We start from the raw sequence: 26,136 nt of genomic DNA on the forward strand, positions 1-26,136 counted from the left end.
AAAACATAAAGCATTTATTGAACAGCTTTACCGTTTCATTCCGTGTATTAGGTGTACACACATCAACACTTCGTCTTACCTAAAAGACCGAAATAAAGTTGCCATCTATAAACAAGATGCCAGCAATATTCTTTAACATTCTTGGTTCACCAACTTGTATACCATTAACCAAAAACTCACCATTTGTATTATTTCTAGCAAAGTTTAAATTCCAAGAAACTCCATCTTGATTTAGGCCGCTATAACTAAACTTTGTAGGCTTCCCTGAAAATAGCAGTTGTAAGAGCCGACCTTCAAAATAAATAATCAAGTCAAGTTTAGACGTAGAAAGCCCCTCTTTGATGTCATCAAGATTTGCATAGAAGGTTAACACAGGCTCGCCTAAACCATACACAGAAGCAGAGTAAGTAGTAGCAATTTGCAAAGAATTAGAAAGTAGAGTGTCGCTATTTTCAGCATAAATGTTGGGATGAACAAGCGCAAAAGCCAGCTTATGGTCCTGCCCATTACTTGAAAAATCGCCATTTACATAAGCTGATTCTAATACTTGAAAAGTACTTCCGCTTCCCAATGATAAAGTATCTATACGTACATTAACCTCACCAGCATACTTACTTTGTAAGTCAGCGATTTCAGTGTGACCTAAGATCTTAATGAAGCCTGTTCCATCAGCAGTACCAAAAAGATCTTCAGCAGGATTAAGTTGTACGTTAAAATTAGTGTTGTTTAACTGAGTAGCAACATCACCACTTAAAATATTACCGTTAATTTTTGCTGTTAATGAAGTTCCCGTAATTGGATCGTTAGAAAATCGCTCTAACTTTATGCTCACATCCATTTCTAGTTGATTATAGATACCAGATACTTTCCAGCTTAATTGAGAATCTATATATTGAACCTCTAATTGCCCTACTTGATAACTGCCATCACTACTTCCAAGCGGTACTTCGCTAATTACATCGCTAAAGACATTGAACAGCTCAGTTAAAATAGAATCAGAAAATGTTTCAACTAATTGATAGCCTTGCGTAATGGAGTCTGATACTTGATCATAAGCAACGGGATCATTTTCAAAGGTATACAATAAACTTCTAAAGTCTTGAAGTTGTGACTTTGCCGTATCAAGCGGCGAACTTAACGAATTTGGGGATGATAGGTATCCCTTATCAGGAAAGATTGATTTTGTACTTAAAAAAGCTCTCAATTTAGCCAGCTCGACTTTCATGCTATCTTCAACGATTGAAGGATATGTGATGGCAACTTCTTGTAAATATAAAAGCGCATCCTGAAATAAGGTCGAGTTAAGTTGTTGATAAACAGACTCGTTATCAAAAAATTGAGAGTTAAAGAGTCCCCCAATATTCTTTAGTCTACTTGTAGCATTCAATTTTGCCACTTTATCGTCAAACAGAATACCTGCATCGATGGCATCAGATAGCCACCGATTTCTAACCGTTTTTGCAGCAAGTCCATCATAGCCTATTAATCCTAGAGTATTTGCTACTAATGTGTGAGCTTGCTTAAGTTTTAGCTCTGGGCTTAATTCATTCTTATTTTCTGTAAACACTTTTGCAATTAAATCGTTAACTACATTTACTGTTAAAGCTTTGTCCGAATCTAAATGCACAATTGCAGACAATTTAATACGTGTCTGATACGGTGAGTCATAGTCTACAGGCAGTAAAGAGTTGTTAGATAAACTCTCTGTAAAACACCCATTAATATAAGGGCAGCGCAATTTAATCAGCTCATTTTTAGGGTTAAAAATAACCTTAATCATATTACCGCTAGGCAGGCCATTAATTACATGAGTGCTCATCGCATCTTCAGCATTCACAGTAAAACTAGATAACCATTCACTACCATTATTAATATCGGTGATCGCTACCTCAACAGGCTGATAAATATATTTTGGTAATATAGTCAAAGTTAATGAATGTGTATTCACTAGCGTACTTCCTTCTACTACTGGTTCGGCAGCATCATTACTGCTACTCCCACCACATCCAGGCAACGCAACTAGTATAAAAAGTAATAAAGTAAACAGTCTCATTTTAGAAGCCCCACGACAGCCCAACAAATAGGCTTAAGCTATTCGCGTATGAATAATCGGTATTATCAGAAAGAATATCGATATAAAAGTTATGATATTCGGTATGAAGCCCAACTGCCTGAGTATCAATATTGTAGCTCACGGCTACATTAGCATCCGGAGTTATATTCCACGCTCCCATCAGGGCCATCGAATTAAATATCTCATTGCTTTTATATATTAATTTAGCAGTATAATGTTCAAAAAAACGTTGTTCGTATGTTACTGCAACTCGTGTTGGCATATGCTGAGTAAATTGATGGCCACCTTCTGCACTTTCATGTGTTTGAAAGTTAACAGCAGGTGTTTGCTGTAGCACATCACTTTCATCATAATACATTTGATTAACATTAAACTCTCCGATAGCGTAAGGTGAGTTTTTAAAAGTGATAAAGTGAAAAAGATCTTTAATATTAACTATCAACGCTGAGTCTGGTGTCAGGAAATATGTAAAATCGATATCCAGAGAGCCGCCATAACCAGAAGGCGCACTTTCTACATCTAAAAACTTATATAAAGTATCTTCATCAAAATGGTAATTGGCGCTTGCATTTCCTAATTGGGTAATACCGTGTATTGTTCCATCATAAATAAGCCTGTCTTGAAACTTATTCGATTGAAGAACATTTAAGTAAGTTGTTACAGACCAATTAGCCTGTCTATCGTAAGTATAACCAAGCCTAAAACCATATGTTGTCAATCGCTGCTCATGTAAGTCAGCAATAAAATCTCGATCTAAATTTTCTTTAATCGAGTTGTGTCTGTTAAAACGATATTCTGAAACATCAGGATTCATAGATAAGGCATAATCGTAACGATAGACAGCTGCAAAGGAATACGTTGAATTGGCAACACCTATTTGAAACAAATTGTTTGTATATGCTACATCCGCTCGTTCAAATGTTTTAGCCCCTTTCCAAGATCCCGAGAAATCGACTACAGGTACAGATGGCGTGTAGTTATCTGAGTATCCATTAACAAAAAATGTGTACTCGGATTTAGACGCAGTTACATCCATACTTACCACCGATGTAATGTAAAGTGCGATAAAAAAAATGTTCTTCATAAACTTCAAACTTAACTAAAAATTAATACAAATAAAAACGCTCTGATGCAACAGCCTTTTTATTGGTATTATTTCTGCGGATTGCATGTTAAAGAAAGGCCGTAAGATGACTTCACGGCCTTTTCTTATGTATTCAATTTAGTGATTAATTATCACGTAAATCAAAGTATTCACTTAACGCTTGCATCATACCTGCAAGGTTTGCTGGTTTAACGTCTGTATTGCCAATACGCAATACATAGTTAACATCTTTTGCTTCAGTTGGACACGTTTCAGCAAGATCAACAAGTGTTCCTTGTACTGCACCGTTAATTGATGCTGAACCACTCCAGTCACCACACCAAACTGGCTGATTTAACTCTTCTGCCATAGACGCTTTATTAGAAAACACCTGCAAGTTATATGAACTAGGTGTATGCAAAATGTTGATATTTTTGCTAATAAGCTTTCTCGTTGAGCTTTCTGTAGTCTCTTTACTAATAAACACTGTAGAGTTGATGTTGTAATTAGTATTAGACGCACCCGCTAAATAGTTAAGAGTTGACTTAACTGAAGCTTGCTTAAGAATATTTTGCGCGTCAGTAACATTTGCATAATCACCATTTACCTTAATAGTAAGTGTTGCAGAGCCTTCCGCTTTTTTGTTCCAGTCGCCAGTGTATATCGATACATTTTGTAGATTTGCGCTCATAATTGAATCTGGCAAGCTTACATCTATATCGCGGTAAGTAATATCACGTAACACGCCGCCAGCATCTTTTACTTGTTTAGCATACGTTGCTAATTCCGCAGAAGAATAGGTATCACCGTTTTTACCAAAACCAATTGTAATAGTATCTCCAGACTCATCAACACCGCCTGAAGCTAATCCATTGAACCATAATGTACTTTCTAATACAGGCTCATCATCGTTACCGCTACCGTTGAATCCGTATGCTAGTGTAAATGATAATGCTGTCTCGCCGTTTTCTAATGGGTTTGACGATTCATCAACACATGAGCTCGAATCCATCATGCCAGACTCATTTGCAGTACACATAATGTTTGCTGCATTAGCGTCTGTGATTGCAAAGTTAGTCACAACACCTTTAAAGTTATGCGAAACGTTGAAATTCAAACCGCTTAATGATTGCTCTGCTTCATCAGTTACGTAAACGTAAAGAATCTCTCCGGTTAAATTACCGCTGGCATCTTTTACTTCATAAGTAAAAATATCTGAATCAGTACCATTGCTTTGATTACCATCAACATTCAGTGACGTTTTCAACGCTGCTTGAATTGCTTTACGCGCATCACTCGCAGCCTTAATAATTAAACGGTTCGCATCTACTGAAATACCTGTCGCACCAAAGAAATCATTTGTTACATTAATTGCTGTTTCCGCTGCTGTTGGTGCACCAGGGCTAGTTCCGCCGCCAGTTCCGCCGCCAGTTTCGCCGCCAGTTTCGCCGCCAGTTTCGCCGCCAGTTTCGCCGCCAGTTTCTCCGCCAGTTTCGCCGCCAGTTTCTCCGCCAGTTTCTCCGCCAGTTTCTCCGCCAGTTTCTCCGCCAGTTTCTCCGCCAGTTTCTCCGCCAGTTTCTCCGCCAGTTTCTCCGCCAGTTTCTCCGCCAGTTTCTCCGCCAGTTTCTCCGCCAGTTTCTCCGCCAGTTTCTCCGCCAGTTTCTCCGCCAGTTTCTCCGCCAGTTTCTCCGCCAGTTTCTCCGCCAGTTTCTCCGCCAGTTGCTTCATTAACTATTGATGCAATTTCAGAAATTTCACCTTCTGATAATTCGCCTTCAGAATTTTCAATAATGCCAATGATTGATTCAGCTGCATTATTAAGATTAGTTAATTTAGTTGTGTCGACACTTTCATTTATAGAAGAAATTATTTCTGAGTGTAAAGCACCAGAAGTAAGTTGCTCAGCTGAAATAGGGGCAGAAGTATTACCCAGATTATTTTGAAGCTCTAAAAATTCTTGCCCGAATAAAGGGTTATTTAAAATAGAGGTCACACCATTACGAAGCTCGCTTAGACTCGAGTTAAGTGCTTCAATATTTGAACTTGCTAACGAAGAGGTAATATTACTAACTAATTGATTAACGCCTGATGCAACATCATCGCTGTCTGAAGCTCCGCTCATGATTGAAGCGTTGAAACTAGATAGTGTCAGGTTAGCTAAATCAAAACTGTTAGCTTCTTCAGAAGTTAAATCAGAAATACGTGTAAGATCTATAGGCATGAAATCAAATAAACTTGTAACATTTACTGCATTTTCTAACCCTAACCCTGTTAGTACTTGCTGTGAAGCAACCGCTTGAATTGCATTAAATCCCTCTAATGAGAGGCTGGCTTGAGTATTTGATAGTAGTGAATCTGCTACTGTAGAAGCTAGTGTTGTAAGTGCAGAAATAGGAGCTGTATTAGTTACCTCTTCGGCATCATCAATATAAGTAAGGGTAGATAACGTTAACCCTGGTAGATTAGTAACTGTGTCACCAAAACCTGTAGTTCCACAATCGCTAAAGTCACATCTCATTGATGTTTCTAGACTTGATGAAACCTTAACAAGTAAAATACCTTTATACTCTGTTTCAAAATCAAATGAGTAATTACCATTTTCATCTGTAGTAGTTTCTGCAAGTACATTATCCAAATCATCAAGTGCAAATAATTGCACATTTGCATTTGCAAGTACCCCTTTAACAACTGAACCTGATACTGTCACTTGAGTTTTGCTGACTGTTTCGCCGCCTGTTACAGGTGGTGTTACCGGCGGCGTTACTGGTTCTGGCGTTACATTTGTGTTAGATGAACCGCCACCACATGCGCTTAGCGCGAGTGCCGAAGTTAACGCCAAAGCTAGGCGCGAAAGTTTAAGATCAGTCATGCTAATCGAATCCTTATTATATTAATTTACTGATTGAACATTTTTTCAGTTACTGCGTGTAACGTGATATTAGGGTTCCGGTAAAAACTTCCCGGTATTTGACTTTTTTCCAAGAGAAAAGCTTTAAACTTTGCAAAGGTCGTTGGGCATGGTTTGCAACATGATTGCCAAAAATCATCCAGTGACTTCTGACTAGTTACACCATTAATATCATATATCGCCTTCCCCATTACCTTGGTTGGCGTTGAGTGATGTAATGAAGATATTCCAACTGTACTATTAACTGTTATAGTACCCTTTGCATTTTTTAAAAGTGTAGGTAAGTGTGTATCATGGCAGTAGATTACTCGATCAACGACATCATACGCATAACTTAACTTTTTAATATACTTCGTATAATTAACAAATCCACGATCCATAGGGTGGTGCTTCAATATTAAATAGTCACCTTCATTAGCGTTGTGCGCAAACGACTTTACAACTACTCCAATAAACTCCTCTACAGATCTAAATGGAGAATGGAACAGTATTTGACTATCTACACTTACTTGCAATGGCGCTAAGAAATACTGTCCGGACAATTCATTTTTTACAGCACTCAGAAGTTTTGCGTCGTTATTTTTATACTTTAATTTCTTTGCACCAGACATCATCCAGCTGTATAACTCTTCACTTTCCTCCCATGGACGATGATGAATATAGTGCTTATATTTAAACGAAAAAATACTTTTGAAAAAATAATACGCTGACGCCCAATACGCCATATTAATATATGTATGCTTTAATTGAAGCGGTTGTACTTCACTTTTTGAATTTGCTTCAAATGATTGCAACACCTCTGCATCAAAAAGTGAGTTACCATTTACACCTTCCTTTTCAAGAGTGATATATGACGGTCGCAAATATCCTTCCTCGAATGCCCAAAAAGATAACTTTTTTCTTTCTACTACTTTTTTCGCTTCACGATGATAAAAACGACAATCACCAAAAACTATTACGTCTGTAATATTGTGCTTATCAACAAAAGCAGATAGATAAGAGTTCCACTCTTTGGGTTTACCAGTGTAAGGAGTGGCAATATTTTTATTTGCAAACCAATCGTCACCACCATTAAATGTGATTTGGTGCGCAATTACCTTTTTCGTTTTTATTAAATGTTGTGACAATAACTTGATAAAAGGACCAACAGGACCTTGTAGGAATAAAATACGTCTGAGAGCTTCCATTTTTCTACTGCTAACCCATAAATACTAAAACAAAGATACTAGCCATTTTCCACTTGGTTTGAAAAACAGAAGTAAAAAGGTATCAATCAAATTTAAATTAAAACGTATTACTGCGAGCACATAATGATTCTATTTATTCTTTAAAATAAACCATCTGGCGTTATAGTATCGCTAATTTATCTACTACGGGGCATACATTCCCCAAACGAATTAGGATTTGAAATCCATTACCTCATGCAACTGAGGCGCGAAATTATACAGACATTTCCGAGTTAGAGAAAGTAAAACTAATGAAAAATGCTTAAAAAGTACTCATTTTTTCAGTTTTGATAATTTATCAATAGTTTACATAAAACACATAATCATTATTAATCACTACAAACTACATTGTTGGGGACTTCATCGTTTTATCTATATATTCTTGGTTGGTCATACTGGCTTCTACCACACAGATCAATTAAAATCGCGGCTTCAAATACTGAGAGTTTAAGATTTATATGATCATCAAAAATGAAAATGATTTTACTGGGCTAAAAAAAATAGGCCGTATTGTTGCACTGGCTATCCATGAAATGGGTAAAGCTGTTAAACCAGGCATTACCACATTAGAGCTTGATGACATTGGCGCTAAAATTTTAGAGCAGCACGGCGCACGCTCAGCCCCTAAATTCGTTTATCAATTTCCTGCTTATACATGCATTAGTATTAATGAAGAAGCAGCTCACGGAATTCCATCAGATCGCGTTATTAAAGAAGGCGACATTGTCAATATCGATGTATCAGCTGAGCTTAATGGTTATTTTGCCGATTCTGGCCATACTTTTCTAGTTCCGCCATTTTCGCAAGAACAACAATGGTTAGTAGATTCAACAAAAAAAGCGCTAAATGAGTCGATGAATGTTGCCAGAGCTGGCACGAAAATAAATCAAATTGGAAAAGCTATCACAAAAGTTGCAACCGAAGCGGGTTTTACCACTATTCGCGATCTTGGTAGTCACGGTGTCGGTCGTTCCTTACATGAAGCGCCAGAATTCATTCCTAATTACTTTGATAAAAAAGATACCCGACGTTTAACAGACGGTATGGTGATTACAATAGAACCATTTTTATCTACAAAAACACAATATACGCAGACGCTTGATGATGGTTGGACATTAGTGACTGAAACAGGAAATATGTCAGCACAATTTGAACATACAATGGTAATTAATAAGAATAAACCGATTATTATGACTACATTGGATGATTTGTAATGACTCGTATTAAGTTTGAACGAAACAGAAAAAGCTTTTTAGTGTGGTATTCAGTTATCCCATTATTTTTCAGTTTAGGTATTTTTGCTGTTTTAAACGATAAAGCCTTTATTGGCATTTCTTGCCTAACTTTAGGTGTCCTCAATGTCTTGTCATTGCTTGTTTGCTGGAATCGCCCCCTGCTTGAAATTACTGATGAACACATTATTACCTATTCGCAGTTTGGAACGGGATTAAATCAATACCCTAGAGATGCATTCGACGATGTCGAGTACATTACTGAAGGGTTTATGGCCATGCATTTTATTGCAGACAGAACATTACACCTAAATGTCGCTATTTTGGCTAACGATCAATTTCGTGAGCTGCAACTTCAAATGCAAAAATTTATTGAACAAACTAAAACCCAAACTGAAAACACTATATAAATTTAGCATCAGGCAGCTAAAGGTCTAGTGCTATCACACACATATTAAAGCTGCATTACCTATGCTTTTGTTCATGCTGTAACAGCCACGCTTTACGATTTAGGCCACCCGCATATCCTGTTAATGTGCCGTTTTTACCAATTACTCGATGGCATGGCACGGCGATAGCGATTGGATTTTTGCCATTTGCCATTCCAACTGCCCTCACCCCTTTTGGGTTGTTCAACTTTAGCGCTATATCGCTATAGCTTTGCACAATACCGTATGGAATATCTGATAATTGTTGCCACACTTTGTTTTGAAATTCAGTACCTTTAGCAGCTAATGTGAAGGTAAAATGCTTTCTCTTGCCGGTAAAGTATTCTTCAAGCTCTTGTTTCGCTTGCTGTAAATGACGTTGTGAAGTTGGGTTATTGACAAAATTGTCCGTTACTTTACTCGCTTCAAAATCAAACGTAACTTCTGTGACGCCTTGGTTGGACGCGATGATGGTCAGCTCACCAATGGGCGTGTGTAGTGAAATAAAATTCATTTTTCCTCCAAACTTATGATTTCTCTGCTGCTTTCTACTCTGATTACTTAACTAATGCGCGCTGAAATAGTTAAAGATGCTGCCATAACTGAAAAGTTAAATAGCTCCGCCAAGGGCTTGCATTATCAGGCGCTAACTTCCCTTTAAATAAATTATTTGCCTTTTTAATGCCTAAATCTCCATCAAGCCATATATCGGGATGGTTCTCTCCACGAAATTTGGCATAATCTACCGTCCAAGGTCCAATACCTTTCAATGACAGCCAATGACCTAAGTCCCCTTTTTCATTCGCTGAATCACGCATGTAATTGGCAAAATTAATCAATGTCTCTTTGCGTCTTTGCGGCATTGGTAAAAAAGCTAAATCTGAGCTAGCAATGGCTTTGGGCGTGGGGAAATTGACACTCTCACTGTTACAAACGTTATCTTCACCTAGCGCATCCACTAATTTCTGCACTAATGTTCTTGCGGCTTTTACACTGACTTGCTGACCTAGTATTGCGCGTATACCCGCTTCGAATGAAGACCAAATCCCCGGTACTCGCAATCCTTTAATTAATCGCTCTTCAGGAATTCCAGCCCTTACAAGGTGAGGCTCAATAATGTGCAAATTTGCATTTAGGTCTAGACACCTTGAAATATTTGCAATCATGGGTTTTAGCATTTTCAGATCAGATACTTTGATGTCAAGATCAAATGTATTTTGTTCTTCATTGAACGTTGCGCAAAACCAGCCGTGACTCTCGTTATCGATTGTCACTGTGCGACTGTAACTATCAACAGTAACAACCTCTACATTGTCTATTGCTCTTTTTCGCAAAAATTCAGAGAGTATTTGCCAATTATAAGGTGGGCGAAATGCGAGTGACACAGAAATAACATCTTGCTCTTTATTCTGCGCTTTACGGATTTGCGATGGCGGAAACCGAAAGTGTTGCTTAAAACTTGCGTTAAATTGGCGGATGCTATTAAAGCCGCACGCAAACGCAATATCGCTTATCGGCATTTGTGTTTGGTGAAGTAATTTTTTGGCGAGTAATAAGTTATGATAAATTTGAAATTGTAATGGTGTAACACCAACTTTTTCGTTAAATAACTTTCTTAAATAACGGTCTGAAATACCGAGTCGCTCTGCCAAGCTGACCATGCTGGTAGGCTCATTCTCACTGAGCAAAATTGAAATAGCTCTATTCACCGTTGTTTCAGTACCTAACCAAGGGTTAGATTGTGGAGCACTGTCAGGCCGACAACGTAAACAAGGACGATATCCACATTTAGAAGCTTCTATTGCAGACTGAAAATACTCTACATTATCTTCTTTAGGAGCGTTAGCCGGGCATATTGGTCGACAATAAACCCCCGTCGTTTTAACCGCAATAAAGAACACACCATCAAATCTTGGATCGCGCGACATTCTTGCTGTTTGATACTGCTGATTGGTGTACATAGTCTATTATCTTGCTCATATAACTTGGATATCGTTTATTTTAAAGTAAATACTTACGACTACTAGCGGATTTCGGAACTTAATGCTAACTTGCCACCCTCCTCATAAAACGTTCATATAGGTTACTATGCAAACCGCTGCCATTTTTGTAGATGTTCAGAATATTTATTATACCGTTAAGCAACAATATGGTTGTCACTTTAACTACCGCAAGTTCTGGCAAAATATAAGCGAACAATACAATATTGAAACGGCTAATGCTTATGCAATAGACCGTGGTGATAAAAAGCAAATGGGCTTTCAACAGATACTTAAAGATATTGGTTTTAATGTAAAACTTAAGCCTATGATTAGTCGAGCTGACGGCTCTGCTAAAGGCGATTGGGATGTGGGAATTACTATCGATATCATGGAAGCAGCGCGTGATGTTGATAATGTCATTCTGCTATCAGGAGACGGTGATTTTACATTATTGCTTGACCATATTCGCCAGCGCTATGGCGTTAATACACATGTTTTTGGTGTCACTCAGTTAACGGCGGATACGATTATCAACTCTGACGCTGAATTTCATCCAATCAATGAACCGCTATTATTAAAATAAATAATATTCATTTACATTTTTACATTATCTTTAACTTAAAAATACGTTAGATTACATATTATTAGTTAATTTTAAGGCAACATACCAATGAGTAAGATAAAGGATTTTTTTAAAGCTAATTGGGGCTTTTTGCTAATCATATTTTCTTTTGTTTGTGTACGTTCGGCAATTGCTGACTGGTACATGGTGCCCTCCGCATCCATGTACCCTACCATTGAAATTGGTGATCGCGTTTTTGTAGAAAAGAATGCCTATAGCTTACGTGTACCGTTAACAAACATCAGACTGTCTGAGCACGCAACTCCTGAGCAAGGCGATATTGTGGTGTTTGAATCTGAAGCTGCTGACACACGGATGATTAAGCGTGTAATCGGCGTTCCAGGCGATATTGTCACTATGCGTAATAACCAAATAATTATTAACGGCAAAGCTTTACAATACGATAAGGTCAGCGAAGGGACTGACTATCAAACACTGGTTGAGCAACTACCTAAAAAAACGCACCACATACAAACGATGACAAACACTGGAGTGCAGTTTTCAAGCTTTGGATCGGTGACAGTACCCGAAGATCAATATTTAGTACTTGGCGATAATCGGGATAGAAGTTCTGACTCAAGGGTGTATGGATTTGTTCCAAAAAATGAAATAGTGGGTAAAGCAACAAAAGTTATTGTGTCGCTTGATTACGACAATTACTACTTACCGCGTAAAAATCGCTTTTTCGTAGATATTTAAATCGATTTAAGATCCGATAAACAATTGCTAAAAATAAAAAAGACTCGCTTAGAGTCTTTTTTATTTTAAAATGCACTGTCTTAATAAGGTTATTTAAGGACTTATTCCATTAAATCTGACGGCATCTTATTACGCATTTCCATCCAAACTCGGCCACTTTCAATACCGTATTTACGTACAGCAATAATCGCTTCGTCGTGCTTATTTGTTTCAGCAAATTTAATTAAACTTAAGTAATAATCTCGTGCCAGCTTACGCGCTTCTTCAGACGTAAAATAGTAAGCAGCAATCTTCGACCACAACCCTTTAAATCCATTTACGGTTAATACATAAATTGCGTTGCCAGATGCAGCAGCTAACTCATGGTTTAGTTGGTAGTCGAACGTAGCAAATGCATCTGCATCGTCTTCAATTAACTCAGATTTTTTAAGCGCTTCAATCATTTTTTCTGGATTATTTTTAATTGCAGCACGAATATAGATAGCACTAATATTTGTTCTAGCAGATAAAAGCTGATCGACCAACTCTGGCATTTTCTCTTCGTCAAGGCGTGCCAAGGTTTCTAAAATATTTAAACCCGACGTTTCCCAGAAGTTATTTACTTTAGTGGGTTTGCCATGTTGAATGGTAAGCCAGCCATCACGCGCCAAACGCTGTAGAACTTCACGCAACGTTGTGCGAGTTACACCGATAAGCTCAGATAATTCCCTTTCTGCAGGCAAAATAGAGCCTGGTGCAAATTTGCCATTCCATATTGAAGCAACAATATACTCTTCGGCAAAGCCTGCAGGACTTTGTGCTTTTATAATACTCATGTATGCGTTCCGCTTTCATTCGTAATTAACAGCAACTGAACGTCAATGTAGTCAAATTACGAATATATTAAATCTATAGTAGAACTGATTGTACCAGAGCAATTTAATGAAACAAGATTTTATATTTATTTATGTAGTGTCAATAACTACCACTTATTGAATATTTAGCTAAAATTAAGTCGCTATGTTCGTGTTTTTAAGCCATAAATTTTAATTTGTATTTATTTTTACAGTAAATACTTGCACAATTGGGCACTCAAGACATTTCATGTTGGGCTTGTTATCAAGCTACGTCATGAGTAAATACTATAAAAAGAAGGAAGCGAGCGTTAATATGCAACAATCTATTTTAGGCGCTTTTTACAAGAACTTTCTAGGCAACTCACCAGAATGGTATAAATTAACCATTATTGTGTTGTTACTTATTAACCCTATCATATTTGCTATTAATCCATATTTTGCGGGTTGGTTGTTAGTTATAGAGTTTATTTTCACTTTAGCCATGGCGTTAAAGTGTTACCCTTTGCAACCAGGAGGTTTATTAGCTATTGAGGCCGTGGCCATCGGCATGACGACACCTGGCCAAGTTGAGCATGAAATTGCCGCAAACCTTGACGTAATATTACTACTTGTTTTCATGGTAGCTGGTATTTACTTCATGAAAGATTTGCTTCTTTACCTATTTACTAAATTGTTGATCCGCATTAAGTCAAAAACCGTTATGTCTTTGGCATTTGTCTCCGCCTCGGCATTTTTATCGGCATTTTTAGATGCGTTAACAGTAATTGCTGTAATCATCAGCGTAACGCTCGGGTTTTACTCTATTTATCATAAAGTTGCGTCCGGAAAAGACTATCATGTAGATCATGACTACGGCGATGATGAACTTGTTACCCATCCTAACCGTGATGACTTAGAGCAATTTCGCGCATTTTTACGAAACCTGCTAATGCATGCAGCAGTTGGTACAGCGCTAGGTGGTGTGTGCACCATGGTAGGCGAGCCGCAAAACCTAGTGATTGCCAAAACAGCGGGCTGGGAATTTGCAGAGTTTGCCATTCGTATGTCACCTATCACCATTCCTATTGTAATTTGCGGTATTATTACCACGTTTGTACTTGAGAAAACGAAAGTATTTTCTTATGGCGTAACAATGCCAGCAGCCGTAAAGCAAATTTTAAGTGATTATGAGCAATACCAAGACGAAAAAAGAACCCGTAGAGATTATGTTAACTTAGGTGTTCAAGGCATTATTGCTATATGGCTTATGGTTGCACTTGGTTTGCACCTTGCGACAGTAGGACTAATCGGTTTAACAATTATTATCTTTGCTACATCAGCTTCTGGTATTACTGACGAACATCAAATTGGTAAAGCATTTGAAGAGGCATTACCATTTACCGCTTTACTATGTGTGTTCTTTGCTATTGTTGCTGTAATAATCGATTTAAAATTATTTGCTCCAGTCATTAACTGGGTACTCTCTTTTGAAGGTAAAACTCAGCTAGTATTATTCTTTGCTGCTAACGGTGTTCTTTCAATGGTGAGTGATAATGTATTCGTTGGAACGGTGTACATAAATGAAGTAGCAACTGCATTAAGAGAAGGACGCATCACACGTGATCAGTTCGACTTACTTGCTGTAGCAATCAACACGGGTACTAACTTACCAAGTGTTGCAACACCTAACGGGCAAGCTGCATTTTTATTCTTGCTTACATCGTCTTTAGCACCATTATTGAGGCTGTCTTATGGTCGAATGGTTTATATGGCATTCCCTTACACTATTGTATTAACGATTGTTGGCTTGTTCTTCACATATAATGGATTAACTGATGGTACACAATACCTATACGATAACCATTACATTGAACACAGCACTGAAATACCAAGTAAAGGCGGTAATTCAGGCCATTAAATAAAATTCAAATTAAGTTACAAACAAAACCGCGATTTTTCGCGGTTTTGTTTTATTATACTGTTTAAAATAATGTTATAAGCCGTGGTTCGACAACGAGCGCATTGCAATTAACAGAATTTAACCACGCCCTTAGCAAACAAATAGGTAAATAATAAGAAATGAGTAATATTGGTAATTGGCCTACTCAACGATGGCCTTGGATTATACTAGCAGTTACTGCGTTAGCCTTTGAAATAATTGCACTCTATTTTCAATATGGCATGGGGTTAGAACCTTGCATCATGTGTATTTATCAACGTACGGCTGTATTTGGCGTTTTGTTCGCCGCTATTATTGCTGCAATCTCGCCTCAAAATATTTTATTTAGACTAGCTGGTTTTATCGGCTGGGGAGTAAGTGCTATTTGGGGAACGCTTATCGCACTTGAGCATGTAGAAATGCAAACCAATACTAATCCATTTGCATTCTTCACGTGCGAGATTGAGCCTAATTTTCCTTCATGGATGCCACTGCACCACTGGATACCTTCTATTTTCGAAGCCACAGGTAGTTGCGACAGTATCGATTGGCAATTTTTAGGCTTTTCGATGCCACAATGGATGATTGTTGTGTTTGCAGCCTACAGTGTAGTATTTGCACTGATGTTTATCATTCGGTTTAAACACGCAAAGCTCATCTAATCAGCATTACTTACAGGGTTGATGTTTAGGTATGTCAACCCTGTAAAAGTTAGCTTTCCTGCTTTAAATTAGCCCACATTTTATTAACTAATGCTTGATCGGCCTCAACCAACTCACCATTTTTAAACGCTACCTCTAGACTTTGATTAATTTTTGAATCGAGTGCTGGAATATTAAAGTCAATATTATCAACTTCTAACGCAGCCAAGGCCAAATCAAAGTGTCCTCGAAAGTAGCCACTTGCAAAAAGCTCATCGTCGGTACCGTTTACCACCATATCATCGAAGAATTGATTGGCTTTATCTAAAAACTGTTCTAATTTCATGTAAATATTCTTAATTATTTCTTGTCTATGTTTAAAGTAATTTAATAGCTATGTCATGCAATTCAGTAGTTTGCCGATATTTGTATAACGTAGCGTGTAATAAATTTAGCGTTAGTCCATGCATATAAGCTAAAAGGTGATAAGCAGCACGCACTAATTTACGGTTCTGACAGGATACATAACCATATCATTATAACCAGTGGTGACTTTAATTAACCCCGATAAACAGTGATCAAGATCACTGTCACCAGTATCAGAAATTAGCGCTCGTCCACCTAAACCAGTTAACTTGGATTTAGTGCAAACGACAGTAATATTTTCTTTACCTATGTATTTAATAAACGCTGGGCTTAATTGCTGATTTCCACGCCCAAATATATGCCCTTGCCCACCAATCAAAGTGATAATTAACTTAGTCGGCTTTTGCTGGGCAAATTCTAGTAGCTGTTTCGCAGTTACATCACTTGCAACAAGCTCTTGTTGAAACACTACATCTACCCCTAGAAGGGTACTCGGTAAACCCATTTCATCCATTATGGCTTGGGTTGTAGAGCCTGAGCCAACCACATAATAAGAATCGTCATCCATTTGATCAATCACTTGCGCGGCGATATCCGCAAGCACTAACTCGTCAGACTCCTTGCCTCCCATCTTTACCGCTTGTACGTATTGCAATTCTGATACTGTAAGCATCTCACCATAGCGACGCGCTCTAACAATACCTTGACGAAAAGCGTCTTCATCAATGTCCATCACATCAGCTAAAGAAAGCGTAACCAACTCACCTTGCATAAGCATTTCCACCACTCTTCCAGCCGCTTTTGGTGTAATAGCATAAACACCAGAGTGAATTTTACAGCCTGCAGGAATGCCTAACACCGGCGTCACCTCATCCATCACGTTGCATACATTTCTAGCGGTGCCGTCACCGCCCGTAAATAAAATTAGATCAACGTTTTGGGCCAACAAAGCAGCAACAGCGGCTTCTGTGTCATTGGCTGTGGTTTTATCCGACGCCGTTTGATATACGATATGAGTGTCGAAACCGAGCTTTTCAGCCGTTTCTGCTCCCATATTGCCGTTAACGGTATAAATCTCTATTTGCTGTTTTAACGATGAAAGAACTGACAGCGCGGTTTCAGCGCGGTGGTTAGCTAGCGGCTTAGCGCCTAATAAAAGTGCTTTTTCCACCGTTTCTTCACCGTCACTTCCTTTCAAGCCAACGGAGCCTCCTACACCAGCCACAGGATTAATGATTAAGCCAAGCTTATATTTGCGAGTTGCCGTTTCATTCATTATTAATAAACCTGCTCTTCAACCTTATTAGCCAATCGTTTACTTGCTACAAAATGACTTTTATTAAGAGGTAACTCAGTGCCATAAAAACGAGCCAACACATTAATAAACTGCTGTGCACGAGGCGGAAAACCCAACTCAAGGTATTCATCTACTTGCTGCAACACTTTATGACGAAATGCACTGCGATTTGGCTCAACACCATCTAAGTTATCGCAAGAGACGTTAAAGTTAAAATTTGCAGCCACAGAAAGCGCCCACTCTATTGCCTGAGGTTTTATTTCAACGGCTTCAAATGCAGCTTGCTGTTCACTGTCTCTACCATCACCGTTATACCAGTAACCATAGTCTTCTTGTAACCTGCGCTGCGCCCCCGCCAAGCACCAATGTGCAATTTCATGCAGTGCACTTGCAAAAAAACCATGTGCAAACACAATTTGATGATAACAACATTCACTGTTAGCAGGTAAGTAAACGGGCTCGTCGACTCCCTTTATTAAGCGCGTATTAAAGCTTTCATAAAAGGTATTATCAAATAATGTAATTAAGTCAGAGTAATGATGCATACAACAAAAATAGTGTCGCCAATAAAAAATAAGCAGCGATTTTACGTCTTTTAACACGGTTCGTCAGCCTATTTATCCTTACCAAATGTGAACATTGTTCACTTTAACGGCCTATAACTATTGCAAAACACATTTAAACTATTACAGTAAGCTTTACACGCGTGCGGTATTTACCTCAACTTATAGGATAATAAGGCAATATAATTATGCATTCTTCATCACAACCTTCTGCGCACCAGCCAAATAACTTAATTAATGTAGATTGTGTTGGCAGTACTTTACAGCAAATATTTTCCCAGCAAAAAGATGCATACAATGGTCATCCTTACCCTTCGCTTGAAGAGCGTATAAACAAACTTTCTGCGCTAAAAAACCAGTTACTTGAATATAAAGAACAACTCGCTGAGTCTGTTAGTAAAGACTTTGGCCATCGTTCAGAATACGAAACCTATTTTTTAGAAGTGATGACTACCATTGGCGACATTAAGTATACGATTAAGCACTTAAAAAAATGGATGAAGCCACAAAGCAGAAAAACCCACATGTTATTCCAGCCAGGGAATAATCGTATTATGTATCAGCCACTAGGTGTGGTTGGCGTTATTGTACCGTGGAATTACCCTATTTATTTATCACTTTGTCCGCTTATCACCGCAATTGGTGCGGGTAATCGGGTAATGATAAAAATGTCTGAATTTACTCCACATTTAAATGCCACATTAAAAGTGATACTTGCACGCTGCTTTAATGAAAACGAAGTAGCAATCATCGAAGGCGAAGCCGATGTGGCAGCAAAATTTTCTTCCCTTCCTTTTGATCATATCTTGTTTACGGGCTCTACCACCGTAGGCAAACATGTAATGAAAGCAGCGGCTGAAAATTTAACACCTGTTACGCTTGAATTAGGTGGAAAATCTCCGACTGTTATTGCGCCTGATATGCCGGTAAAAGAAGCTGCTAAACGTATTTTATTTGGCAAGTGTGTCAATGCAGGTCAAACCTGTGTGGCACCAGATTACATTTTATGCCCTAAAGACAAGATTGCTGACTTAGTTACCGAGCTTAAAGCACGATTTGCTAAATTGTATCCGGATTTCGATAAAACAGCTGACGTCACTCATATCGTCAATGACAAGCAATATAGTCGATTAATGGAGTGGTTGAATGAAGCTAAAGAGAAAGGCGCAGATGTTATTTCAATGTCAGAAAAGCCTGTCGAGGATTACGAAAATAGACGCATGCCTCTTCAGCTGGTGCTAAATGGTACTGACGATATGCAAATTATGCGTGATGAAATATTTGGTCCAATATTACCGATTTTACCTTACGACAATCTTGATGATGCAATTGCGTATATTCGCGCGCGCCCTCGCCCATTAGCACTGTACATTATGAGTTTTGAGAAGCAGCATCAGCAAAAGTTACTTAAACAAACCCATTCTGGTGGAGTTACAATAAACGATACCTTGGTGCACTTTGCACAAGAAGATTTACCTGCTGGCGGTATTGGTGCATCTGGAATGGGTCAATATCATGGTCATGAAGGCTTTTTAACGTTTTCCAAAGCCCGTGGCATTCACAGTAAAGGGAAGTTCTTTTCTACCCAGTTTGTTTTTCCGCCATACAAAAAGTCAATGATCGACCTAGTGTTAAAACTATTTGTTAGGAAGTAAGTGCTTTAGCAATAACAAAAAAGGCGGTTGTAAATTCAAATAAACACCGCCTTAACATCACCCAATACTAAAACCCATTAGCTTGGCTATTTAATATTTGCAATATCAGGTGTATTGCTTCGCACGTCAATATTTTGAGCTCGATGTCTTAGTAAATGATCCATTAACGTAATAGCTAACATGGCTTCCGCAATTGGTACGGCTCTAATTCCAACACAAGGATCATGGCGACCTTTAGTAATAACCTTGGTTGCCTGACCATGAATATCAATCGTCTCGCCTTCAACACTAATACTGGATGTAGGCTTTAAAGCGATATGCGCCACTATGTCTTGCCCAGTAGATATTCCTCCTAGAATACCACCCGCATTATTCGACTCGAAACCTGTTGGCGTCATAATGTCTCGATGCTCGCTGCCCTTCTGGGTAATACAATCAAAACCAGCGCCAATTTCTACACCTTTAACCGCATTTATACTCATTAGAGAGTGTGCAATTTCAGCATCTAATCGGTCAAACACGGGTTCACCCAGCCCAACCGGAGTATTTTTAGCAACTACTGAAACTTTCGCGCCAATTGAGTTACCGTCTTTTTTTAACTGACGCATATATTCATCTAATTCAGTTAGCTTATTCTCATCAGGAAAAAAGAATGGGTTCTGCTCAATTTGTGAATAGTCGATTGTCTCTGCAGTAATAGGCCCTAACTGAGACAAATAGCCGACTATTTCTATATTGTGCGCTTGTTTTAAATACTGCTTCGCAATGGCACCAGCGGCTACACGAATTGCCGTTTCTCTAGCTGATGAACGGCCACCACCTCGGTAATCTCTAAAGCCATATTTTTGTTGATATGTATAATCAGCATGACCCGGACGAAACGTATCTTTAATATTTGAATAGTCTTGCGAGCGTTGGTCTGTATTTTCTATTAACACCCCAATTGATGTACCTGTGGTCTTTCCTTCAAAGACACCAGATAAAATCTTAATTTCATCAGCTTCTCGGCGGGCTGTAGTATAACGAGACTGTCCTGGCTTTCTGCGATCTAAATCGCGCTGTAAATCTGCTTCTGAAATGACTAATCCAGGCGGACAACCATCAATCACACCTCCAAGGGCGACTCCGTGACTTTCACCAAAAGTAGAAACGGTAAATAAACGGCCAATACTATTTCCAGACATATTTATTCCTTATTCTTTTGGTAATTCAGCGTTTGTCTTTACTTGCTGCGCTGCATTGTAGGCAGTCAATTCTTCACCTGTAATAAAGAATACACCATGACCACCATGCTCAAACTCTATCCAAGTTATGGGCAGTTCAGGAAATGCAGCTTCCATATGCACCATCGAATTGCCTACTTCTACAATCAATATTCCACCTTCATTTAACATATCAGGCGCTTGCGCTAAAATTCTTCGTGTAATATCTAGACCATCATGCCCTGATGATAAGCCCAGCTCTGGTTCATGATGGAATTCATCAGGTAAATCCGCCATGTCTTCTGCATCAACATACGGCGGGTTACTTACAATAATGTCGTATTTAGCGCCTACTAAGCTGTCGAAAACGTCTGACTGGATAGGATAAACACGATTGTCCAGTTGATGCTCTTGAATGTTATGCTCTGCAACTGCTAACGCGTCTTCACTAATATCTACGGCATCAACTTCTGCCTCTTCAAATGCGTAAGCGCAAGCGATAGCGATACAACCTGATCCTGTACATAAGTCTAAAATGCGCTGTACTGGCTTATGGAACGGCCACCACGGTGAGAACTGGGTATCAATTAGCTCAGCAATCGGCGAGCGTGGTACTAGTACGCGCTCATCAACATAAAATGGTAAACCTGCAAAATTAGCTTGATTTGTAATATAAGGCGCAGGAATTTTTTCGTTGATTCGACGAGCGATAATATTCACTACCGCTTCTTTTTCCTGCGTTGTTAAACGAGACTGTTTTACTTGATCATCTATATTAAATGGCAAATGCAATGCAAACGTTACTAATTGCAATGCTTCATCCCACGGATTATCTGTACCGTGGCCATAATAAATCTCACTTTCATTAAATCGACTAACAGACCAACGTATAAAATCACTTATTGTATGTAGATCATTAATTGCTTCATTAATAGTTTGGTTATCCAAAATATGCTCCAAGTACGTGAGAGTTTTTATGGGTTGCTGTATTTAAAGCCTATATTTATATAACCTATAAATACGGCTTAAAAAGTAAATGCTACCCTATTATTTTACGGCTAAATTGATTAGACTGCCGCCATGAAAAAGAAAAATTCTGTGACCAACGAAGATCTTGTCCTGTTTAAACAAACACTCAGTGGCGCTCGCCAGATTGAGCAAGACAAAATACACCCTAAACCCACTAGCAGCAAGCAGAAAAAGCAACAAGTCATCACGAAACGTGAGCGCATTCACGCTGACTTTTACTTTTCGGACGAATTCGAACCCGAATTACCTCAACATGGCCCGATGCAGTATATTAAACCAACTGCGCCAAGCTATTTAGCAAAACAACTTAGACGTGGCGATTTTTATCCTGACTTGATATTAGATTTACATGGTTTACGTAAAGATGATGCAAAAGTGGAGATCACTAGTCTAATTTATGCAGCCAAAAAACAACATGTGAAATGTGTTTGTATTGTTCATGGCTTAGGCGGGTATATTCTTAAACAAAAAGTACCACATTGGCTAGTGCAACATCCCGATGTACTCGCTTTTCATCAAGCCCCTTTAGAGTGGGGAGGACAAGGTGCGTTGCTCGTTCTGCTAGATGTTAACGAAGACATTCGATAACAAATTCAATCAATAACGTCTCTTTACCACTGCTGCCTTACTCATTACACACGGGTTCACAAATCGTCTGGTGATACCATTTCTTCAAATACACCACGCATGTTAGCCATGTCATAACGGACATGGGCACAGCTTGCCGTCATAAATAACGGACTCGTTACGCCCAACGTAAAACACTCTGTTAAAAAGGTAACTAATGGCATGTGGCTAACCACAATAACATGGTCTACCTGATGGGTATCAACTAACGCAGTTATATAGTCGTAAGCTAATTCTGGACTAGCCGTTGGAATTAGATCGTCAGTAACAATTTGCTTAATGGAAGTCGCTTTCTGCTCAGCTTCAAGGCTATTTACAATAATCTCAGCTGTTTGTGCGGCACGGATGTAAGGACTATTAATACTGAGTAAAGAAAGTGGTGTTACAGGCTGCTTTGCTAAAAGCTTTCCTGCAAGCCAAGATGCCGTTTTACGTGTTTCATTAACACCGCGTTCAGTCAACTTACGCTCTGCATCTATTGAGCAGTGCGCTTCAGCCTGACCATGTCGAATAATATAAATATCTATCATACCCGCACACCTAACTTCGCGAGAAACCATGTATGTATCTTACCATTACTTGTATTAGCACCAGAACGCCTTTCTTATATCAAATCCCTCTATAGCGCTAAGGAATTACACTATATACTAAAAATTATAATGCAAATTAATAGTAAGAGGACTTTTTTGAACTACAATTTGCAAAGTTAGTTTTATTATCACTATTTCATGTTTAAGTTTGAACTTAAGTTGCCTGTATTACTCAAAAAGCAATAAATAATTAATAGGTTATCGTCTATAGTTAGCATATTACTGGCGTTATGTTCAGTCGAAAAATCAAGCATATTACGCTTAATAAATGAATTTTAAATAATCATAGGTGTTTATTTGATCACAAGTAGCAATGACGAAAAAAAATATAAAACACTGACGCTTACTAATGGTCTTAAAGTCACTATTGTTCAAGACGTTACAGCCAAAAAATCTGCTGCTGCATTAACCGTCAATGTTGGGCATTTTGACGATCCGATAGATCGACAAGGTATGGCTCACTTTCTAGAACATATGCTTTTTTTAGGCACTGAGAAATATCCTGATCCCAATGAGTTTCCACACTTCGTTAGCCAGCATGGTGGCTCACACAATGCGTGGACGGGCACAGAGCATACCAGCTATTTTTTTGACGTAAATAACCATCATTTCGACGGCGCGTTAGACCGATTTGCACACTTTTTTATCTGCCCATTGCTTAGTGAGGCATTAATCGAAAAAGAACGTCATTCAATCGAAGCTGAATATAAAATGAAGCTCAAAGATGATGGGCGCAGAATCTACCAAGTACACAAAGAAACTCTCAATCCAGCTCACCCATTTGCGAAATTTTCTGTGGGTAACACAGAAACTCTAGAAGATAGGGAAGAAAGTATACGTCATGAGTTGCTTTCGTTTTATCAATCGCACTATAGCTCTGGTTTAATGACACTTGCAGTGTTAACACCTCACCCTATTGAAGAAACCGAAGCCACAATTAAAACACTATTTGAGCAAATTCCTGGCTCTAATAAAGAAAAAACACCCATTGAAGCTCCTTTATACTTAGATGAAAATTTACGCTTAGGGATTGAACTAAAACCACAAAAACCGATGTATAAGCTAATTGTTAGCTTTGCGATGCCTGCAATCGATCATATGTATCGCACCAAGTCTTTAAGTTTTATTTCTCATTTAATTGGCTATGAAGGTAGCCACTCGTTAATGGCTTTGCTTAAGCGCCATGGTTGGATTAATGGCTTATCCGCTGGTGGAGGCATTAGCGGTAGCAACTTTAAAGATTTCAATATAAGCATTAATCTTACACAAGCAGGCTTAGCGTACAGAGACGAAATCATTGAACATATTTTCGAATATATCGATTTTTTGAAGAATACCCACCTACCAAGCTATTTATATGACGACAAAAAAGCCTTGGTTATGCAGTCATTCGAGTTCCAAGAAAAAACCAAGCCTATTACTTGGGTGAGTAATTTAAGCGTGAACATGCAACATTACCCTGAACAAGACTACATTTATGGTGACTATGCCATGGAAGAGTTTGACGAAGATGAAGTTGCAAACCTGCTTAAATACCTTTCTACCGATAACTTGCGTATCATATCCATATCTCCCGATGCCGACTGCAATAAAAAAGCTATGTGGTATCACACACCTTATTCAGTCACAGCTTTACCAGAAGAATATTTAACTTATTTAGATAGCGTAAGGTGCCCCGCTGGACAGTTTCAACTGCCTGAGCCAAATCCATACATTCAAACCAACCCAAGAGTATTGGAAATAGAAAAAGACACTGAGCTACCTTATTTACTGCATACACATGACTATTTTAACTTTTGGTTTAAACAAGACACTAAATTTAGATTGCCCAAGGGAAGCGTGTTTGTTGCACTAGACTGCCCAAATGGTGTGAAAGATTTAAAAGCAAATGCCATGTTGCGCTTAATGATTGACCTGTTCATTGATTCAATCATTGAGCCTCTTTACCCTGCAGAGCTCGCTGGTATGCACTACCATGTTTACGCTCATCAAGGTGGTTTAAGCATTCACACTTCTGGTCTTAGCTTTAATCAAACGGCATTGATTGAGCGGGTGATCTCATCGATTCGGACATACCAACCTAACCAAATGCGATTTAATGAAATCAAACATCAACTTAAAAAGCATTGGGCAAATAGTAATAAAAGCAAACCCGTTTCTCGGTTATTTAATAGTTTAAGTTCGACATTACAACCTAACCAGCCTTGTGCACATGAACTCGCTGAAATAATCGATGAAGTTGAGTTCAACGAATTTTGTTTATTTATAGGAACACTGTTCGACCATATTCATATTGAAGCATTTATGCACGGTAACTGGCATGAGTCTGATGCACAGCAGTTAATCAAAACCATTAAACAACAATTTGAGCAGTGCGAGTTATGTGAAGAAGTAGAACGGCCATTATTAGCGATTAAAAATAAGGGAAGCTTGATAAGCCAGCAAACGTTAGATCATCAAGATACGGCACTTGTTGTGTATTTTCAAAGCCCTGATAATGATGCTGACACCATTGCAAAATACATGATGCTTAATCACATTTTGTCCCCCCATTTTTTTCAAGAATTACGTACCAAACAACAAGTGGGATATCTGGTTGGCGCTGGTTATTTGCCATTGAATCGCTATCCTGCTATCGCGTTTTATATTCAATCTCCTAACTTTACCAGCTCACAGTTATTAACTGCTTGCGAAACGTATTTTAAAAATATTGAAAAGGTGATTGTTGATATTGACGAAGACGACTGGCTACACGCTGTTGAGGGTTTAAAACTACAGGCAATGGAAAAAGATGAAAGTCTAATGATGCAAAATCAACGATTTTGGATGGCCATTACGAATAAAGACGTAAACTTCAATGCTAAACAAGAAATCGTTGAAGCTATAAAGGCATTAACGCAAAAGCAAGTCGCTGCATTTGCTAAAAATATTTTCCAAAAAGGTAACGATTGTATTGTATTAGCCTCGCCGTGCGATGAACTGGGTACTGAGTCATTTAAGCACTATCAACCCGTTACATTAAGTGAGCTCAGTGAAATGTTACCTGTGATTAATCGTTAACGGTAATGGTTAAATAGAATCACCAGAGATTGAAGATGTTAGCTAATCGTTGACTATGGACTGGGGATAGATTACTTTACTAGCTTGGTATTTTGCC

The 26,136-nt window shown here is 38.5% G+C and carries 22 protein-coding genes; 9 read left to right on the forward strand and 13 right to left on the reverse strand.

Features of this window, described 5'->3' with window-relative positions:
• Window positions 1-79 precede the first annotated feature (79 nt).
• The 4 genes from HUU81_RS09985 to HUU81_RS10000 form a co-directional block, all read right to left on the reverse strand.
• Window positions 80-2,053, reverse strand: a complete 1,974-nt coding sequence (locus HUU81_RS09985) for a hypothetical protein (protein WP_199608812.1) — start codon at window positions 2,051-2,053, stop codon at window positions 80-82.
• A 1-nt stretch (window position 2,054) separates the two neighbouring features.
• Complete coding sequence (locus tag HUU81_RS09990; RefSeq protein WP_199608813.1) at window positions 2,055-3,158, reverse strand: hypothetical protein; 1,104 nt, start codon at window positions 3,156-3,158, stop codon at window positions 2,055-2,057.
• Between the two features lie 145 nt (window positions 3,159-3,303).
• Window positions 3,304-6,027, reverse strand: a complete 2,724-nt coding sequence (locus HUU81_RS09995; RefSeq protein WP_199608814.1) for a transthyretin-like family protein — start codon at window positions 6,025-6,027, stop codon at window positions 3,304-3,306.
• 26 nt (window positions 6,028-6,053) lie between these two features.
• Window positions 6,054-7,253, reverse strand: a complete 1,200-nt coding sequence (locus tag HUU81_RS10000; protein ID WP_199608815.1) for a capsule biosynthesis protein — start codon at window positions 7,251-7,253, stop codon at window positions 6,054-6,056.
• A 497-nt stretch (window positions 7,254-7,750) separates the two neighbouring features.
• Between HUU81_RS10000 and map the strand changes: the two genes are divergently transcribed.
• Window positions 7,751-8,506: a type I methionyl aminopeptidase gene (map, locus tag HUU81_RS10005; RefSeq protein WP_199608816.1), complete on the forward strand. Its 756-nt coding sequence runs from the start codon at window positions 7,751-7,753 to the stop codon at window positions 8,504-8,506.
• Entirely contained in the window at window positions 8,506-8,934 is a 429-nt protein-coding gene (locus tag HUU81_RS10010; protein WP_199608817.1) for a hypothetical protein, read from the forward strand. The genes map and HUU81_RS10010 overlap by 1 nt, the downstream gene beginning before the upstream one ends.
• Before the next feature lie 55 nt (window positions 8,935-8,989).
• Here the strand turns inward: HUU81_RS10010 and HUU81_RS10015 are convergent, their stop codons facing one another.
• Together HUU81_RS10015 and HUU81_RS10020 are read right to left on the reverse strand one after the other, a co-directional pair.
• Window positions 8,990-9,466: a methylated-DNA--[protein]-cysteine S-methyltransferase gene (locus tag HUU81_RS10015; protein ID WP_199608818.1), complete on the reverse strand. Its 477-nt coding sequence runs from the start codon at window positions 9,464-9,466 to the stop codon at window positions 8,990-8,992.
• A gap of 70 nt (window positions 9,467-9,536) precedes the next feature.
• Window positions 9,537-10,913 (reverse strand): DNA-3-methyladenine glycosylase 2 family protein, encoded by a 1,377-nt coding sequence (locus HUU81_RS10020; RefSeq protein WP_199608819.1) that lies wholly within the window; start codon window positions 10,911-10,913, stop codon window positions 9,537-9,539.
• A gap of 127 nt (window positions 10,914-11,040) precedes the next feature.
• On the opposite strand from HUU81_RS10020, the gene HUU81_RS10025 reads away from it, so the two are divergent.
• Together HUU81_RS10025 and lepB are read left to right on the forward strand one after the other, a co-directional pair.
• The gene (locus HUU81_RS10025; protein ID WP_199608820.1) at window positions 11,041-11,517 is read left to right on the forward strand and encodes a LabA-like NYN domain-containing protein; all 477 of its coding nucleotides are present in this window, start codon (window positions 11,041-11,043) and stop codon (window positions 11,515-11,517) included.
• A gap of 87 nt (window positions 11,518-11,604) precedes the next feature.
• Window positions 11,605-12,255 carry a signal peptidase I gene (gene lepB / locus HUU81_RS10030; RefSeq protein WP_199608821.1) on the forward strand — a complete coding sequence of 217 codons (651 nt, stop codon included), beginning with the start codon at window positions 11,605-11,607 and terminating at the stop codon, window positions 12,253-12,255.
• Window positions 12,256-12,356: 101 nt separating this feature from the next.
• On the opposite strand, the gene fadR is transcribed toward lepB, so the two are convergent.
• On the reverse strand, window positions 12,357-13,070 hold the full coding sequence (gene fadR, locus HUU81_RS10035) for a fatty acid metabolism transcriptional regulator FadR (protein ID WP_199608822.1): 714 nt from the start codon (window positions 13,068-13,070) through the stop codon (window positions 12,357-12,359).
• Between the two features lie 334 nt (window positions 13,071-13,404).
• Here fadR and nhaB point away from each other — a divergent pair, with 334 nt between their 5' ends.
• Window positions 13,405-14,988 carry a sodium/proton antiporter NhaB gene (gene nhaB, locus HUU81_RS10040; RefSeq protein WP_199608823.1) on the forward strand — a complete coding sequence of 528 codons (1,584 nt, stop codon included), beginning with the start codon at window positions 13,405-13,407 and terminating at the stop codon, window positions 14,986-14,988.
• Window positions 14,989-15,149: 161 nt separating this feature from the next.
• Window positions 15,150-15,671 carry a disulfide bond formation protein DsbB gene (gene dsbB, locus HUU81_RS10045; RefSeq protein ID WP_199608824.1) on the forward strand — a complete coding sequence of 174 codons (522 nt, stop codon included), beginning with the start codon at window positions 15,150-15,152 and terminating at the stop codon, window positions 15,669-15,671.
• Window positions 15,672-15,720: 49 nt separating this feature from the next.
• On the opposite strand, the gene HUU81_RS10050 is transcribed toward dsbB, so the two are convergent.
• From HUU81_RS10050 to HUU81_RS10060, 3 genes are all read right to left on the reverse strand, one after another.
• Window positions 15,721-15,996 carry a YfcL family protein gene (locus HUU81_RS10050; RefSeq protein ID WP_199608825.1) on the reverse strand — a complete coding sequence of 92 codons (276 nt, stop codon included), beginning with the start codon at window positions 15,994-15,996 and terminating at the stop codon, window positions 15,721-15,723.
• Window positions 15,997-16,149: 153 nt separating this feature from the next.
• Window positions 16,150-17,292, reverse strand: a complete 1,143-nt coding sequence (locus HUU81_RS10055; protein ID WP_199608826.1) for an ATP-NAD kinase family protein — start codon at window positions 17,290-17,292, stop codon at window positions 16,150-16,152.
• A 2-nt stretch (window positions 17,293-17,294) separates the two neighbouring features.
• The gene (locus tag HUU81_RS10060; protein ID WP_199612023.1) at window positions 17,295-17,858 is read right to left on the reverse strand and encodes an elongation factor P hydroxylase; all 564 of its coding nucleotides are present in this window, start codon (window positions 17,856-17,858) and stop codon (window positions 17,295-17,297) included.
• 206 nt (window positions 17,859-18,064) lie between these two features.
• Between HUU81_RS10060 and HUU81_RS10065 the strand changes: the two genes are divergently transcribed.
• On the forward strand, window positions 18,065-19,531 hold the full coding sequence (locus HUU81_RS10065; RefSeq protein WP_199608827.1) for a coniferyl aldehyde dehydrogenase: 1,467 nt from the start codon (window positions 18,065-18,067) through the stop codon (window positions 19,529-19,531).
• Between the two features lie 86 nt (window positions 19,532-19,617).
• Here HUU81_RS10065 and aroC read toward each other — a convergent pair whose 3' ends face one another.
• Window positions 19,618-20,715, reverse strand: a complete 1,098-nt coding sequence (gene aroC, locus HUU81_RS10070) for a chorismate synthase (protein WP_199608828.1) — start codon at window positions 20,713-20,715, stop codon at window positions 19,618-19,620.
• 9 nt (window positions 20,716-20,724) lie between these two features.
• On the reverse strand, window positions 20,725-21,681 hold the full coding sequence (gene prmB / locus HUU81_RS10075; protein ID WP_199608829.1) for a 50S ribosomal protein L3 N(5)-glutamine methyltransferase: 957 nt from the start codon (window positions 21,679-21,681) through the stop codon (window positions 20,725-20,727).
• Between the two features lie 132 nt (window positions 21,682-21,813).
• Between prmB and smrB the strand changes: the two genes are divergently transcribed.
• On the forward strand, window positions 21,814-22,350 hold the full coding sequence (gene smrB, locus HUU81_RS10080) for an endonuclease SmrB (RefSeq protein WP_199608830.1): 537 nt from the start codon (window positions 21,814-21,816) through the stop codon (window positions 22,348-22,350).
• A 56-nt stretch (window positions 22,351-22,406) separates the two neighbouring features.
• On the opposite strand, the gene sixA is transcribed toward smrB, so the two are convergent.
• Window positions 22,407-22,919, reverse strand: a complete 513-nt coding sequence (sixA, locus tag HUU81_RS10085) for a phosphohistidine phosphatase SixA (protein WP_199608831.1) — start codon at window positions 22,917-22,919, stop codon at window positions 22,407-22,409.
• Between the two features lie 357 nt (window positions 22,920-23,276).
• On the opposite strand from sixA, the gene HUU81_RS10090 reads away from it, so the two are divergent.
• Entirely contained in the window at window positions 23,277-26,039 is a 2,763-nt protein-coding gene (locus tag HUU81_RS10090; RefSeq protein ID WP_199608832.1) for an insulinase family protein, read from the forward strand.
• Window positions 26,040-26,136 lie beyond the last annotated feature (97 nt).

The organism is Flocculibacter collagenilyticus, assembly GCF_016469335.1.
Classification (GTDB): domain Bacteria; phylum Pseudomonadota; class Gammaproteobacteria; order Enterobacterales; family Alteromonadaceae; genus Flocculibacter; species Flocculibacter collagenilyticus.

Coding starts and splice junctions, on each gene's coding strand:
- nhaB (WP_199608823.1), top strand. CDS start 13,405: ATGCAACAATCTATTTTAGGCGCTTTTTACAAGAACTTTCTAGGCAAC.
- HUU81_RS10010 (WP_199608817.1), top strand. CDS start 8,506: ATGACTCGTATTAAGTTTGAACGAAACAGAAAAAGCTTTTTAGTGTGG.
- HUU81_RS09995 (WP_199608814.1), bottom strand. CDS start 6,027: ATGACTGATCTTAAACTTTCGCGCCTAGCTTTGGCGTTAACTTCGGCA.
- HUU81_RS10000 (WP_199608815.1), bottom strand. CDS start 7,253: ATGGAAGCTCTCAGACGTATTTTATTCCTACAAGGTCCTGTTGGTCCT.
- HUU81_RS10020 (WP_199608819.1), bottom strand. CDS start 10,913: ATGTACACCAATCAGCAGTATCAAACAGCAAGAATGTCGCGCGATCCA.
- HUU81_RS10060 (WP_199612023.1), bottom strand. CDS start 17,858: ATGCATCATTACTCTGACTTAATTACATTATTTGATAATACCTTTTAT.
- lepB (WP_199608821.1), top strand. CDS start 11,605: ATGAGTAAGATAAAGGATTTTTTTAAAGCTAATTGGGGCTTTTTGCTA.
- aroC (WP_199608828.1), bottom strand. CDS start 20,715: ATGTCTGGAAATAGTATTGGCCGTTTATTTACCGTTTCTACTTTTGGT.
- dsbB (WP_199608824.1), top strand. CDS start 15,150: ATGAGTAATATTGGTAATTGGCCTACTCAACGATGGCCTTGGATTATA.
- HUU81_RS10050 (WP_199608825.1), bottom strand. CDS start 15,996: ATGAAATTAGAACAGTTTTTAGATAAAGCCAATCAATTCTTCGATGAT.
- smrB (WP_199608830.1), top strand. CDS start 21,814: ATGAAAAAGAAAAATTCTGTGACCAACGAAGATCTTGTCCTGTTTAAA.
- HUU81_RS10025 (WP_199608820.1), top strand. CDS start 11,041: ATGCAAACCGCTGCCATTTTTGTAGATGTTCAGAATATTTATTATACC.
- HUU81_RS10055 (WP_199608826.1), bottom strand. CDS start 17,292: ATGAATGAAACGGCAACTCGCAAATATAAGCTTGGCTTAATCATTAAT.
- fadR (WP_199608822.1), bottom strand. CDS start 13,070: ATGAGTATTATAAAAGCACAAAGTCCTGCAGGCTTTGCCGAAGAGTAT.
- HUU81_RS09985 (WP_199608812.1), bottom strand. CDS start 2,053: ATGAGACTGTTTACTTTATTACTTTTTATACTAGTTGCGTTGCCTGGA.
- HUU81_RS10065 (WP_199608827.1), top strand. CDS start 18,065: ATGCATTCTTCATCACAACCTTCTGCGCACCAGCCAAATAACTTAATT.
- HUU81_RS09990 (WP_199608813.1), bottom strand. CDS start 3,158: ATGAAGAACATTTTTTTTATCGCACTTTACATTACATCGGTGGTAAGT.
- sixA (WP_199608831.1), bottom strand. CDS start 22,919: ATGATAGATATTTATATTATTCGACATGGTCAGGCTGAAGCGCACTGC.
- map (WP_199608816.1), top strand. CDS start 7,751: ATGATCATCAAAAATGAAAATGATTTTACTGGGCTAAAAAAAATAGGC.
- HUU81_RS10015 (WP_199608818.1), bottom strand. CDS start 9,466: ATGAATTTTATTTCACTACACACGCCCATTGGTGAGCTGACCATCATC.